General features: G+C 46.6%; 14 protein-coding genes. 7 read left to right on the top strand and 7 right to left on the bottom strand.

Features of this window, described 5'->3' with window-relative positions; genetic code table 11:
* The first annotated feature begins 22 nt into the window (after positions 1–22).
* Positions 23–559, top strand: a complete 537-nt coding sequence (locus tag RLO19_RS19210) for an N-acetyltransferase family protein (RefSeq protein ID WP_446358995.1) — start codon at positions 23–25, stop codon at positions 557–559.
* 179 nt (positions 560–738) lie between these two features.
* On the opposite strand, the gene RLO19_RS19205 is transcribed toward RLO19_RS19210, so the two are convergent.
* Together RLO19_RS19205 and RLO19_RS19200 are read right to left on the bottom strand one after the other, a co-directional pair.
* Positions 739–1,866 carry a LuxR C-terminal-related transcriptional regulator gene (locus tag RLO19_RS19205; protein ID WP_446358993.1) on the bottom strand — a complete coding sequence of 376 codons (1,128 nt, stop codon included), beginning with the start codon at positions 1,864–1,866 and terminating at the stop codon, positions 739–741.
* Positions 1,863–2,108 carry a hypothetical protein gene (locus RLO19_RS19200; RefSeq protein ID WP_446358991.1) on the bottom strand — a complete coding sequence of 82 codons (246 nt, stop codon included), beginning with the start codon at positions 2,106–2,108 and terminating at the stop codon, positions 1,863–1,865. Before RLO19_RS19200 ends, RLO19_RS19205 begins: the two co-directional genes overlap by 4 nt.
* A 76-nt stretch (positions 2,109–2,184) precedes the next feature.
* Between RLO19_RS19200 and RLO19_RS19195 the strand changes: the two genes are divergently transcribed.
* From RLO19_RS19195 to RLO19_RS19185, 3 genes are all read left to right on the top strand, one after another.
* Entirely contained in the window at positions 2,185–2,523 is a 339-nt protein-coding gene (locus RLO19_RS19195; protein WP_446358990.1) for a hypothetical protein, read from the top strand.
* Positions 2,524–2,689: 166 nt separating this feature from the next.
* A complete protein-coding gene (locus tag RLO19_RS19190) occupies positions 2,690–3,121 on the top strand; it encodes an HHL1-like protein (RefSeq protein ID WP_446337277.1) in 432 nt (143 codons plus the stop codon).
* A 424-nt stretch (positions 3,122–3,545) separates the two neighbouring features.
* Complete coding sequence (locus RLO19_RS19185) at positions 3,546–5,651, top strand: M3 family metallopeptidase (protein ID WP_446359050.1); 2,106 nt, start codon at positions 3,546–3,548, stop codon at positions 5,649–5,651.
* Between the two features lie 172 nt (positions 5,652–5,823).
* Here RLO19_RS19185 and proB read toward each other — a convergent pair whose 3' ends face one another.
* From proB to RLO19_RS19165, 4 genes are all read right to left on the bottom strand, one after another.
* On the bottom strand, positions 5,824–6,939 hold the full coding sequence (gene proB, locus RLO19_RS19180; protein WP_446359048.1) for a glutamate 5-kinase: 1,116 nt from the start codon (positions 6,937–6,939) through the stop codon (positions 5,824–5,826).
* A 267-nt stretch (positions 6,940–7,206) separates the two neighbouring features.
* On the bottom strand, positions 7,207–7,770 hold the full coding sequence (locus RLO19_RS19175) for a YqeG family HAD IIIA-type phosphatase (protein ID WP_446359046.1): 564 nt from the start codon (positions 7,768–7,770) through the stop codon (positions 7,207–7,209).
* A gap of 348 nt (positions 7,771–8,118) precedes the next feature.
* Entirely contained in the window at positions 8,119–9,207 is a 1,089-nt protein-coding gene (mltG, locus tag RLO19_RS19170) for an endolytic transglycosylase MltG (protein ID WP_446358988.1), read from the bottom strand.
* A 9-nt stretch (positions 9,208–9,216) separates the two neighbouring features.
* Positions 9,217–9,804: a DUF3727 domain-containing protein gene (locus RLO19_RS19165; RefSeq protein WP_446339395.1), complete on the bottom strand. Its 588-nt coding sequence runs from the start codon at positions 9,802–9,804 to the stop codon at positions 9,217–9,219.
* A gap of 299 nt (positions 9,805–10,103) precedes the next feature.
* Between RLO19_RS19165 and RLO19_RS19160 the strand changes: the two genes are divergently transcribed.
* Positions 10,104–10,493 (top strand): hypothetical protein, encoded by a 390-nt coding sequence (locus RLO19_RS19160; protein ID WP_446359056.1) that lies wholly within the window; start codon positions 10,104–10,106, stop codon positions 10,491–10,493.
* A 149-nt stretch (positions 10,494–10,642) separates the two neighbouring features.
* Here the strand turns inward: RLO19_RS19160 and RLO19_RS19155 are convergent, their stop codons facing one another.
* Positions 10,643–10,906, bottom strand: a complete 264-nt coding sequence (locus RLO19_RS19155; RefSeq protein ID WP_446358986.1) for a hypothetical protein — start codon at positions 10,904–10,906, stop codon at positions 10,643–10,645.
* 541 nt (positions 10,907–11,447) lie between these two features.
* Here RLO19_RS19155 and RLO19_RS19150 point away from each other — a divergent pair.
* Entirely contained in the window at positions 11,448–12,014 is a 567-nt protein-coding gene (locus tag RLO19_RS19150) for a hypothetical protein (RefSeq protein WP_446358985.1), read from the top strand.
* A 206-nt stretch (positions 12,015–12,220) separates the two neighbouring features.
* The gene (locus tag RLO19_RS19145) at positions 12,221–14,086 is read left to right on the top strand and encodes a PhoX family protein (protein WP_446358983.1); all 1,866 of its coding nucleotides are present in this window, start codon (positions 12,221–12,223) and stop codon (positions 14,084–14,086) included.
* Positions 14,087–14,392: the final 306 nt, after the last annotated feature.

Here is a 14,392-nt window from a genome sequence, read left to right as displayed (position 1 = left end):
AACCCTTTAGCATCAATATTCTATGGTTTGTCGCCCTAATCCTGTCTTAATGTATATCCGTGACGCCACTGAGGCAGATTTGCCTGCGATCGTGGAGATTTACAATTCGGCTGTCCCCAGTCGTATTGCCACCGCCGATCTGGAACCTATCTCGGTTGAAAGCCGTATCGCTTGGTATCAAGAACATACACCAACCAGACACCCCCTTTGGGTCATGGACTGCCATGAACGATCTAATTCTACAGGTCAAATTGCTGGGTGGCTCAGTTTTCAGTCTTTCTTAGTACGCCCAGCCTACCATGCTACGGCTGAACTTAGCGTCTACGTGTCTCCTGATTTCCGGCGTCGAGGGATAGGAGAACAACTGCTGCAACGAGCCATCAAGCACAGTCCCAAGGTAGGACTCAATACTTTAGTTGCCTTAATCTTTGCTCACAACCAACCCAGCATGCAACTCTTTCAAAAATATGGCTTCCAACGCTGGGGTTATTTACCTCAAATAGCGGATATGGGTTCAATTGAGCGTGACTTGGTAATTATGGGACGTCGAGTATGTTGATTTATCATTTGTTATTCGTCGTTCGTCATTTGTTGAATGAGGAAATGTAGATACGTGCTTTTGAAGCGTCTGTAGGGGCTGGTTTAAGGACAAACACTAATTGTTTTACCTAACTTTTTGGCAAAACCCGCCCTTATTCAGTTTTAAGTTATAGCAGTCGCAATCCTGTTCCCTGTTCCCTATTGCCTGTTCCCTTTAATTACCTTCTCAACTAAATCAGGATGACGAATTCTGACCCAATCCGGAAATGCTAGGTACGGATCATTAGTTAGCTGACGTTTTAACAGCTCAATGATATCATCTACTTCATTGACCAAATCAAATACAAAAATATTAAATTTCATCGTCTGATTGACATTAAAATCCAGGGACAAAAAATGTTCAATGTCAATATCTTTTCCCAATCCCAAAACAAAAAACTTAATATCTTTATGATCCTCAATTTTGGTACATGCTGAAGAAATACATTGAACAAAGCCCTCTTCGTCATCAAAATGACCATCCGTATAAATAATAAAAAAGGCTCCCTTCCCCTTGGGTTTTCCTTCAGTTAACCAAGTGTTGACACAATGATTTAAAGTCGGAGAAACAAAGGTTTTGGTTTTGGGTTTATTTTTGACAAACAGCTTCCAAACTTGAGATGCATCGTTAATCACAATGGGTTGAGGTTTAACTCTTTCCCGGCTGAAAAAGTAAACAGAAACGCAATTTTCAGCCGGACAACCCTGCTTTATGGCAATTTTTTCATCTGCTTTATTCTCTGATTCAGAATCGACTGACAGAATGGCGGCGATATGTCCTTCAACAACTTCCGCTAGATACTCGTAACGAGTTTGCTTTCCGGTATCTTCATCCTTTCTCACCATAGAACCACTCTGATCAATCAGGATAAAGATATCGCGGTTATTAAGTGGAGAATCGGACACATTCTTAATCGTTAATCTCACTTCACTCGTCACGCAAATTTCCGTATCCTCGCGTCTCACTATCTTTCGATTATCATCATCTACAAATTCAGGTGACACCTGGTGAGTGACACTCAGGGTTTGCCGTGTTACGAGTTCAGGTTGGTATTTAGCAAACAGCGCAATTAGCTCTCCTCTTTTAGAACGCCGTTCATCAGGAAACTCATTTTTCAGACCAAATGCCGAACAGAGATTCTCAACGTGTTTTCTCACCGTTGATGTTTCAATATGTAACGATTGAGCGATATCCTGATCCGAAACGCCAGCCAAGAGCAATTTCAGCACCTGCCTGCGTCGTGGTGTTAATCCTTCAAAGGCTTCAGTAAACTGCCAACGGTTCATGCTCGTTGATGCAACTTAGATGGGTTTATTTTTATTTTGATAAATTCTGGAGCAGTTTCCCACTGTCTAAGCGTGCCAGGAAGAAAAAATCTAAGTGTATCTTGTTGGGAAAAATGCGCTAACTTAACTTTTAAGACATTAAAACAGTCCATTATATCAAAGAACAGGTTGTTTTGCGGCATCAGCGCCATAATTTTTGTAATTCTTTGAGAAAATACTAAATTTTTCACCAAAATTCCCATTTATGCGCTTTAATTGCATTTAAGCCAGTAATTGTCTGGCAAGCCTAACCCACTAGGATACCCAAAAAAGTTGACTATGACCGTTAAATACCTTACTACATTTGCCATCGCTTCACTTTTGAGTCTGGGATTAGCCACGGGTTGTAGCGCTCCCTCAGAAACGGATGGTAGTACGACTATCGAGGAAACTGAGCCAGCTAACCCTGATAACGCAGCAACTGAAGACGCTGCTCCTGCTGCAACCGATAAGGCGGTGGAAAAGGGAGACATGGACAAAGCGACTGAAGACAAAGACATGTCTGACAAAGCTACTGAAGACAAGGCAGACATGGAAAAGGCGACTGAAGATAAAGAAATGTCTGACGAGACGAGTGAACCTCAGGCAGAGGACTCAACTTCTGAAACCACTCCTTAAGTTTCCCTAGGTTCAACTTAAAAATTTTTTATCTGTAGGGGCGCACCGACGTGCGCCCTTTGTTTTGCGTGGTGTCTGTATTTCAGACCCATCACCAAACGTCGGCTGCACAAGTTTCATGAGAATGAGGTAAACTTTTGTTAAGACATTCTCGGAGGAACTTAATATGACGACCCAACTCGGCTTTGGCAAAGTACAACCCAAACAGCACAAAGCAAAAAAAAACAAAGTCAAACGGGTAGCCGCTTCCCGCAAGTATGATGAAATGCAAAAGTCGGGATTACCAGAATTCAATATCTATGTCCGCATTAAGGGAGAGAAAGCCTGGTTACCGGCTGGCTCAATGGCAGTGAATCGCAGCAGTCAAATCAACCAGGCGTTATTTGAGCAAGAAGAGGAGTTACTCAAAGGAATATTTCGGCTGTTCCCCAAACTGCGGAAGCGCCAAAGCGAGTTGGAATATGGTCATCGACTCAAAGAGTTTAAAGACGAACCCATCGTTGTAGCAATTCGTCCCCAAGCAACGCCAGGGAATTTGATTCAATCTACCGTCAGCCAAGTCAAAGAACGCTTCTCATCAGTATTCCAGCGTAAGTAGGTGATGGGGGAAGAGGGAATGGGGGAGTTTTGACTCTTCACTTCGGAAACTACTATCGTTTCTTACCTGACAAGGGATGTAACTCGCGCCCGCCCCGACTTGATCCTTCACGTCGCTAGTCGGACATGGTGCGTGAGTGAATTCCCCCTGCTCTCCCCTGCTCCTAGACTAGAATGGCACGTCTGGAAAATTGCTTCCTCGGCTGCACTGAGGGATAAATTCAGTCTTTGGCTTGTACCATTTAAATTCATATTAACGATGATAAGGATCACTGACTGAAAAAAATCTTCTTGCTAAGTATTTAATCTTCGCGCCTCAACGCCTCCCCAGGGAGGGTTCAGGTGTTGGGTTGATACAAGTGTAGAGTTCGCTTGCCTTGTATTGCCATTACATGCCGTTTCAGTCTGATTATCCGATGCGACCCATGATTGCTAACCCAACTGTGACTGAGAATCCATTACTTCGTGGAAAGGGACTACCCCCTTTTGACCAGATTGAGCCAAAACATGTTGTACCTGCGATAACGCAGCTAATAGCTGAACTCCAGCAGGAATTAGCCGCCCTAGAGGAAAAGGTAACACCAACCTGGGATGGTTTAGTGGAACCCCTAGAAACATTGACAGAACGCCTCAGGTGGAGTTGGGGCATCGTGGGTCACTTGATGGGGGTGAAAAATAGCCCAGAACTGCGTGAGGCTTACGAAACGGTTCAGCCTAAAGTCGTCCAATTCATCAACACACTTAACCAAAGTCAACCCCTCTACAAAGCCTTCAAAACCTTACGGGATGGGGATGAATGGCGCAGTTTAGAGCCAGCCCAAAAGCGGATAGTAGAAGCTGCTATTAAAGATGCTGAACTGTCTGGTGTAGGACTTGAAGGGGAGGTGCGAGAGCGCTTCAACCAAATTCAGATGGAGTTGGCAGAACTATCCACAAAGTTCTCTAACCATGTCCTAGATGCAACCAAGGCATTTAGCATGACCCTAACAAGTCCAGAAGAGGTAGAGGGTTTACCCCCTAGCTTAAAGAGTTTAGCCGCTCAAGCCGCACGAGCAGCCGGGGAAGAAAAGGCGACTCCGGAGCACGGTCCTTGGCGCATCACCCTGGACTATCCCAGTTACGTCCCTTTCATGCAGCACAGTACCCGTCGGGATTTGCGAGAGAAACTCTATAAAGCCTTTGTTAGTCGCGCCTCCTCCGGAGAGTTGGATAATAGTCCCCTGATTGAGCGAATTTTAGAATTGCGTCAAGAAAAATCCAAGCTGCTAGGGTTTAGAAGTTATGCTGAATTAAGCCTTGCCAGCAAAATGGCACCCAATGTTGAGGCAGTAGAGGGATTACTCGAAGAACTCCGTGGCGCTAGTTACGATGCCGCCGTTAAGGATTTAGAAGCGTTGAAAGCATTTGCGGCGGCTAAAGGCGCACCAGAAGCCAGGGATTTGAAACACTGGGATATCAGTTTTTGGTCAGAACGTCAACGGGAAGAAAAGTTTGCCTTCAGTGCGGAGGAATTGCGTCCTTATTTCCCTTTACCTCAAGTGCTCGATGGCTTGTTTGCCTTAATTAAGCGGCTATTTGGGGTTACGGTTACGCCTGCGGATGAACCTGCTCCGGTTTGGCATGAGGATGTCCGCTATTTCCAAGTAGCAGATGAGACAGGGGGGGCGATCGCGTTCTTCTATTTAGATCCCTACAGCCGCCCAGCCGAGAAGCGTGGGGGGGCTTGGATGGATGATTGTGTGGGTCGTGCCAAACTGAGGGAAGCAGGGAAAACGACAACTCGCTTACCGATAGCCTATTTAATTTGCAATCAAACGCCACCCGTTGATGGTAAACCGAGCCTAATGACCTTTGGTGAAGTCGAGACACTATTCCATGAGTTTGGTCATGGTTTGCAACACATGCTTACCAAAGTGGATTATGCTGGGGCAGCAGGAATTAATAACGTGGAATGGGACGCCGTGGAACTACCCAGCCAGTTTATGGAAAACTGGTGTTATGATCGCCCCACGCTGATGGGAATGGCGAAGCACTACGAAACTGGGGAATCCCTGCCAGAGCATTATTATCAGAAACTTTTGGCAGCCCGTACTTACATGAGTGGTAGTGCTATGCTACGACAATTACACTTTAGTTTAGTAGATATCGAACTACACCACCGCTATCAGCCCGGTGGGGAGGAAAGTCCAGCTGATGTGCGTCACCGTATTGCTAAAACCACCACAGTGTTACAACCCTTACCGGAAGATTCCTTCCTCTGTGCCTTTTCCCACATCTTTGCTGGTGGGTATGCGGCTGGGTATTACAGTTACAAATGGGCAGAAGTTCTTAGTGCGGATGCCTTCGCCGCCTTTGAGGAGGTCGGTTTAGAGAATGAAACCGCCGTAGCGGATACAGGGAAGCGGTATCGGGATACGGTACTGGCATTAGGTGGTGGTGTGCCGCCGATGGAGGTATTCAAGAAATTTCGGGGACGGGAACCGAGTACGGAACCTTTACTGCGGCATAGTGGATTAGTGACGGCGTCTTGAGGATCTAATCCTTAATTAAAATTAAGATTTTTTAACCCGCGTTAGCCCAGCATTAAGGTGAGGCGGGTTTTGTCTGTGTCACGCCGCCATCGTGTGTTAGATTTCTTTCCAACAATAGGGCGAATTAACGGAATGAGGCGCAATGATGAATTATGTAGAGACGTTGCATTGTTCAGACATTACTCAAAACCAGGTTATCTCGATGCACGACTGTTTCTGCACCACCGTAGCCCAAAATTTCGGGAATGTCTGCTGATTTATGTCCCCGAATTTTCTGTAATTCCAGACTGCTGTAGTTCACTAATCCTCTAGCCATTTCTACCCCATTACTATCACAAAGTTGCACCGCATCTGAGGCGTTAAAATTACCCTCAATCGCGGTAATTCCGGCAGCTAATAGAGACTTACCCCCTTGACAAATTGCCCTCACCGCACCCTGATCTAAATACAGCTTACCCGCCGGAACTAAACTGTTAGCAATCCAACGCTTGCGGGCGTTTTCGGTTCGCGGTTGGGGGACAAATTGCGTCCCTAATGGTTCTCCCTGTAAGATTTTTTCGATGGTTTCTGGATGTCGTCCTTGAGTAATAACGGTTCTCACTCCTGCACTCGTGGCGATTCTGGCGGCGGTAATTTTGGTCACCATTCCCCCCGTTCCCCACTGGGAACCCGCGTTCCCGGTTTGTATCTGAAGTTCGGCTAACTCTTCCATCCGGCTTACCAGAGTAATGGGTTCAGCATCGGGGACTTGACGCGGATCAGCCGAATAGAGTCGATCAACATCGGTTAATAAGAATAACCAATTGGCTTCAATTAAACTCGCAACCATAGCCGAGAGGGTATCGTTATCGCCAAACTTGAGTTCCTCTACAGCGACGGTATCATTTTCATTAACCACGGGAATGACGCCAAGCTGCAATAGTTCTCGAAATGTCGCGTAAGCATTAACGTAACAACTGCGCTGTACTAAGTCCTGGCGGCTTAAGAGAATTTGCGCGATCGCTTGCTCTAGACTGGAAAATAAATCATCATAGACTCGCATTAACCGTCCTTGACCCACAGCCGCGACAGCTTGCTTGAGGGCGAGGGTTTGGGGACGAGTCTTTAATCCCAATCGTCCACAACCAACTCCCACGGCGCCAGAGGTAACTAAGACCACACCATAGCCAGAGGAACGCAACCTTGTCAGTGTTTCCACTAGTCTCGCAATCGTTGAAAGCGCAAGCTGACCGGTTTCTGGATGGGTCAAACTCGATGTACCAACTTTGACAACAATTGTTTCAGTCATTGTCACTTGTCATTCGTCATTCGTCATTCGTTTAACCTTCCCCATCTTCTCTAGCTCCCCCTGCACCTGGAGTCCCTCTGCTCCCCCATCTCCTTCACTCATGTACAATAGAGCGCCAAATCACCTTAATTCAAGGAATTTGACGCTCGCAATGGAATTATAACAGTTGTTTTTTTATGGTTAGGGTCTTTATAGTGGCTGACCCCATTTGAACTATTATTAGAATCTCATGACTTTTTGGCGGTCTGCTTTTTTATAATCTTTTCTTTATATTTCAGTTTGTCTTGATTTATCATTTTTTGTAAATTTATGTTGCTTACTGGGCAGTGATACCCCAAGAAGTTGAGAGATCCAGACTTCAAAGTCGCGAATGGGAGAAGAATAGGCGCTTTGAGTGGGGTCTATCATCGGTTCGACGAGGATGGTAAACATACCGAGTCTATTACCGGCTAAGACATCTGTAAACAAGCGATCGCCTACCATCGCCACTTGTTCTACAGGCAAATTCATCGCGGCGGCGGCTTTCTTTAATTTGCGTCGGGATGGCTTACCTGCACCATGGATGTAAGGCAGATTTAGGGAATTAGCAATCCCACCAATCCGCGTCTCACTCAGATTATTACTCACCAGCCACAGGGAGGCTACGGGTCTAATTTCTTCAACCCACACCCTTAGTTCTTCTGAGGCTTGGGAGGCTTTCAGGGGAACCAAGGTTTCATCCACATCCAGCACTAACCCCTTAAGCGTATGGTGTTGCAGGATCTCTCGAGTCAAACTCAAGATCGGACCTCCCAAAACTAAGTCAGGTTCTAAGTTTGATACCCAAGCCATCTTTTCTAAGTTTGATACCCAAGACATAAGCAGTGATTTGTCATCAACCAATAATTTCATCCAACCTAATGGTTGTAGCAGCTTTTCTCCTTCATATAGCGTAGCAGTCTTCGTGATCGCCGTGGTGAAACTGGGTTTGGCTATAGCCGATCCGTTTAATCTCACTCATCAAAATCCTCTGTTCCGACGCTGTCTGCTACATCGGCTCTAGCTGGCTTTACATACCATAAATATATTTTTTTGATATTAAAAAAAGGGGTCTTCCATCATTTCTCCCTAAAACACCCCCCTTTTTGATTCAGTTATAATGAAAAACGTTGCCCCGATAAAGATTCATCAAACGTGATATTATTCATTTTGCTGGGCTTGCCGTTGTTGACGAATGGCGTCTCTTGCCGCTTCATGGGCTTCTAAAGTTTTACTAAATAAGTGAGTGCCATCATAGCGGGCAACAAAAAAGAGATAGTCGGTATTTTGGGGATTGAGTGTGGCTGCTAAACTGTCTAATCGTGTACTGCCAATAGGGGTAGGTGGTAATCCGGTATTGAGATAAGTATTGTAAGGAGATGGTGTTCTCACCTGGGCGTAAGTCAGGGGCTGATCTGCCGTTTGGCGAAAACCTAATCCATATTCAACAGTAGGATCAGATTCTAGTTTCATCCCTCGGCTTAGACGGGCGGTAAATACCCCAGCAATGAGGGGACGTTCATCAGCAACGACTGCCTCTTTTTCCACGATACTGGCTAAAGTGACCCACTCATGCAAACTTAGCTGAGTTTGCTGTTGTCCCTGTTGATATACGGGTAAAGCCACCTGCTCAAATTGTTTGAGCATTTGGTTAATAATTTGTTGGGGCGTGACGCGATCGCTCGGTAATTGATAGGTGTCAGGATATAAGTAGCCTTCTAGGTGCGGTAAGTTACTGGGTAACCAGGGAAACTGATCCTCTGGAATCTGACTCGCCGCCGAGAGAAAGTCTTGTGCTTTAAAATATCCTAGGGATTCAAAATAGGTTGCCATCTGATCGAGGGACCACCCTTCGGGAATCGTGAAGGAGAGTTGCATCACTTCACCCGTCCAAATTTTTTGGGCAACTTCGGATAAGGGTTGACTGGGGGAGAGTTTATAGGTGCCGGCTTTAAATCCACCCTCTGGCTCTTGCAGTTTTAACCAATAACTCCAGAGTCTCCAAGCATTTGCCGAACGAATTAAACCCGCCGCTTCTAAATCAAAACCGATTTGCTGGGCGGCGGTTCCTGAGGGAATTTGAATTTGTAGGGTATTGGTTGATGTGTCTAATGATTGCTCGAGGAGGGGAGGGGACTGCACCCAACTCCACCATGCCCACCCCTGCCATAAACTGATTCCCATGGTTACCGGGAGTAAGGCAAGATAGTAAGTCCACTTAGAGAATTGTTGAATTGTTCTATTTGTCATTTGTCATTTTTAATCTAAATCTTCAAATAATAACTCTTCCAGAAGCGGTTGGACTTTTTGAAATTCCTCGGGAGATAATAGTTCTAATTGACCTGTAGGGTTGCGCTTGGCGAAAAAGAGCAGGGGATCGAGGGGGGTGTAAATTCCATACTCTTGTTCTTCATGGTAAAAGTTCGCTAACAATTGCAATTGTTCAGGTTCGAGTTCCACATCTTCTTCGGCAAGTTCAATGGTGAGAATCTCGTCCTCATCCACTGGCGGAATTTCACCCGCGACGGTTAGGGTAAAGGCTGTGCGTTTCAGTATGAGATTTTGTTCAGCTAGAACCGCTTGGGCATCTGAGAAGATTTCATCAATTTCTGTCTCGTCTTCTACAAGGGTAGCGTCGGCTAAATCATCGGCTTGATCATCCTCATCCCAAGCGACAAGTTCTACGGGTGAATCCACGGGGAGGAGGAGTAAATAGTCGGTACCTTCGACATTCAAAGAATGCTCGATAGAACAACTGAGCGATCGCCCCGCTTCATCGGTGAGCGTCACATTACTACTACTGTGACCAGATTGTCCATTGTCTTGGGGAAAGTTAGATGAGAACATGCTGTTTTTGTCAAGGATCATGGAGGAAAAAAAACTTGCCCGATCCTGGGGATCAAGTGGCAAAGTCTTAGAATATCACGACAGATGAACTCAAAATCAGGAATTTAACCTAACTCGCTCGCCATCCCCATCTTATCTTCCCCACCTTTCCCACCTTCCCCATCTTTCCCGCCCTTGGAGGACTGGTGCAAAAGATAACCAGGTTTTTGTCAACAACCTACAGGTACTCGAAACGTATTGGATAACTTGGTAATGTAGCTGCTGATGCTTTTGAATATGCCCAAGCTGAGGAGTTACCCATGAATCAGAAACTCAAAAATCGGGGGCAATTGCTACATCAAGCATCACCGACCGATAATCAGAACGTTGCCGTTATCCACTCGTTGCTGAACCAATGGGGAGCTGATTCAAGTTTAGCATCTGAGTTCAGTCAAGCTTTGGAATGGTATGAATTTGAGCTAGGTGATGACTTATTCAGCGATCGCGCCTCAAACCCATCCCAGAATGCGGCTCAATCTGAACTGAACCCTAGTGACCTTTACGTGGTTTGTCAAGGTCGGGTGCGGCTACTGGGTTACAATCGCTTAGTCTTAGATAAAGGCATTTTGGTTGAACAGGGTAATCATGAGCAACTCATCGCCGAGGGAGGACTTTACTACCACCTAGCGCAGCAGCAGCTTGATCTGTAAGAAAATGCAGAAACCATAGGGCTTGTAGGGGCGTAAGCATTCGCGCCCAAATATTTCGGTGTTGTGTCAATATCCCTACGCGAATGCTTCGCCCAATCCCCACTTCTTAAAGCGAGAGATCAAACTCAATGAGATGTTTTTCGCTTGAGTCATTTGATCCGATGGATTCGGTAGAAATGTAGCATCCGCGATCGCATGGCGGCGACTTGTCCATTGAATGCAACCGTCACGGTTTCGGTGTCTGTTAGTGTTAAAACTTGTAAAGGAATGTGACTAAAGTTATCCAAATTGACCTGAGATTTAGACGTAGCCAGAGTTGCGGCTAAGGTTGGTAGAGTAGCAACACCGCCAATCATTCCGACTGAAGTGACGATGAGTGAAACGCTCTGAATAAAAGCCTGGCTAAGTTTCATCTATCTTCTCTTTTTTGTGCGATCGAGTTTCAAGGCATCAAAACTTGCTGACTTAGAACAACAAATTCACGAAAACGTTGTGAGTTTTTGATAACTAAGCAATAAAACCCAGAAAAATCAATCATTTGCATCATTACAGTAGACGGAAATAGATCGCTTGACGATAAAGAGATAATTAAGTCTATGCCAATGTTTATCAAGATATTGTAAAGCTAGCTTCAAAATTGGACATCAATCCCTTTCCCGTATCAGATGATTCACGGTGGCTTCAATCTCAAGGGACTCTTAAAATCCTTAACGATTAGATTACCTGGTTTTAAGTTAGGACAGATAAAGTCTCTATTTAGAGTAATCTGACATCTCCTGTAAGATGTCGGTTTGAACGGTAGGTGCATTTACTTATTCCGCTAGGGATGCATTTGCATCAAACTGAGTCAACTTCTTCTAAGGAAAAAGCAAGCTGTTCAGCCTTCAAATGACTGATTCAGATTCGCGGTCAAGTTCCAGGCGTAAAGCCTTTGTAACTATGTACATCAACTCGTTGAGACAATCACGGCAACCAGAAGTGGTAAGAGTCGCTTTGACAGAGTGGATTGGCAAAGGTTTGACCCGCCATTTTTTGATAGTGGTGGCGGCGGCGTTCCTTTGCTTTGTTGGTGATAGTTATCGATCGGTACAGGCAGAGGCGAAAAGCATCGTTGTTGATATGTCTGTCTATGGTCAAGTTGAGTATGGAGACTTTTTCGGGCGAGCAGAGGCGATGGCTAGCGACGAAATTAGTCATCAATTTAGTCAAAACCCCACTCTTTCAGAGATTCAGGTAGTGGTTGTCGGCGATCGCGACGGCGAAATTGTTCCCATTCTCAGGATTACTGTTTCTCGTACTCAGTGGCAAGAAACTCCCCGTGTGAGTTTCTGGACTGATTACTATAGTGCCTCCTACGCGCTACTCCAGCGTTATGAAAGGCAGCCGACAGAAATAGTGGCAAGAACTCCAGTTAGGGCGACTATCGGGACTCAACGTCCGAACTCACAAATTGATCAAGCCTTAGATGAAGGTCGTCTGGCTGGAACAGTGGCGCAGGAGTATTTAGATGAATTGGATTAGTGACAGTGATGTTTGGCAAGTTAGGTATGACCCTTCACTGACACAAAAGATCTTAACGTTTCCCGATTAATAAAGGTAGCGTCCTGCCAGGGAAAAGCTTCAGGTTTAAAACGGGGTTGATTTGACGTGGCTGAGTTCGAGTATAGAGCGGTTTTCAGTTCACAAGCGTTACCCACAACAGCGTCAATATTAACAGGAGAGTGCAATTGATTCACGACAACAGAAGCAGCAATAAGTCAGGCAATCGTCCGTTTCAGGACGTACTCCAAGCCAGAATGTCTCGACGAAACGTACTCGCTCGTGGTGCAGCGCTGTCAGCCACTGGCTTCTTAGCCGCACTGGTAGGCGATCGGGTTTTAGATCGAGGTGCGGCAGCGACGGCTGAAAGGTCTACCGCGATCGCTCAAGCTCCAGGCAGCCGTTTGATCAACTTCAAACCTGTTCCTGCTGTTAAGGGTACAGGACCCATACCCACCATTTCAGCGGATTACCAGTTTGACGTGCTGATTCCCTGGGGAACCTCGATTCAGCCCGGTGATCCAGAATACAATGGAGACCCGAATACACGCCCGACGGCTGCCGAGCAAGCTCAACAAGTTGGGATTGGTCACGATGGCATGTGGCTGTTCCCGATTGGGGATAGTAATGACAGGGGGATGCTGGCGATTAACCACGAGTTTGGTAGAAACTTCCATGTCCTCGGCAAGGAAGCACCGGACAGTCTTGAAGATGTGCGCCTCTCTCAGCATGCTCACGGCGTATCCATAGTTGAAATTCAAAAGATTAACGGCAAGTGGCAAAGGGTTGGCAGCTCGAATGCTCGTCGCATCCATGTCAATACACCTGTAACGTTCAGTGGACCGGTTGCCGATCATTCACTGTTGCAAACACCAGCAGGCAATTCCCCAAAAGGTACAGTGAACAACTGTGCGAATGGTCACACTCCCTGGGGGACTTACCTGACTTGTGAGGAGAACTTCAACGGTTACTTCGGCGCTACCGATAGCTGGACACCCACGGAAGCACAAGAGCGCTACGGCTTCAGTGCCGGAGGCTCTGGCTATGATTGGCACAAATTTGACCCGCGCTTTGACCTCTCGAACGCCAGTTACACCAACGAAGAGAATCGCTTTGGCTGGGTGGTCGAGATTGATCCGATGGATGCTTCTGTGACACCCGTTAAGCGGACTGCATTAGGTCGGTTTAAGCACGAAAACGCCGAGCTTGTCGTCGGACAAGGCGGTCGTGCCGTGGTTTACATGGGCGATGACGAACGCTTTGACTATATTTACAAGTTTGTTTCACAAAGCAACTGGCGGTCGATGCGGGCACGGGGTATCAGCCCATTAGACCGAGGGACGCTCTATGTCGCCAAGTTTAATGATGATGGCACAGGCGAGTGGCTGGAACTCACGATTAAAAATCCAGCCCTTGCGGCTCGGTTTACGGATCAAGCTGAAGTGTTAACCTTTGCCCGTCTCGCCGGTGACACCCTGGGTGCCACACCGATGGATCGTCCGGAGTGGATCGCTGCTGCTCCCAATGGGGATATCTATTGCACCCTCACGAACAACAGCCGCCGTCAAGTTCCTGATGCCCCTAACCCTCTGGCACCCAATCCCTTTGGTCACATCATCAAGTGGCGAGACAGCGACAACCACGTTGGCACCACCTTCACCTGGGACATCTTTGTTCTCGCTGTCGATACCCATGATACCGACAAAAGCGCCTTTGGTAGCCCGGATGGTCTCTGGTCTGATCCCGATGGCAGGCTGTTCATTGAAACCGACGGCACTCAGCCTGAAATCAATGGCGTGAGACCGAATGACCAACTGCTGGTTGCTGACACAAACACGAGTGAGATTTGTCGCCTCTTCACTGGGGTAACAGGCTGTGAAGTGACGGGTTTGACCAGAACCCCTGATCGTCGAACCCTGTTTGTCAACCTTCAGCATCCGGGTAATGGCAATCCAGCTTTGACAAACTTTCCGGCACCCCAAGGTAGCGGCAAAATACCCCGTGATCTAACGGTTGTGATTACTCGCAAGGATGGTGGCATCGTTGGTTCCTAAGTTCAATGGCTGATATACGGTAGGGTGGGCAGTGCACACCTACCTTGCTTGGTCAGCTCATAGGAAAAAGTGTAGCAACGTGGTTTTAACCCGTTGCAAAACATCCGCTTAGAATCCCCCCTGCCTTTAGCCGGGGGAGTGTCCAGATTAAACAATTAGGTGATTTTATCGGAAAACTTGGGTCTAAAACCTCCCCCTTCTAGGGGGACTTTAACAAACGCCTGGACGATGGCTAAAACGTGTGTATAATGGTGTCCGGAGGTGATGTAAAGTGTTTAATCTAACCTACGAATTCAAGCTTAAACC

The organism is Coleofasciculus sp. G2-EDA-02, assembly GCF_040226375.1.
Lineage (GTDB): Bacteria > Cyanobacteriota > Cyanobacteriia > Cyanobacteriales > Coleofasciculaceae > Coleofasciculus.
This window is presented reverse-complemented; position numbering and strand designations above follow the sequence as displayed.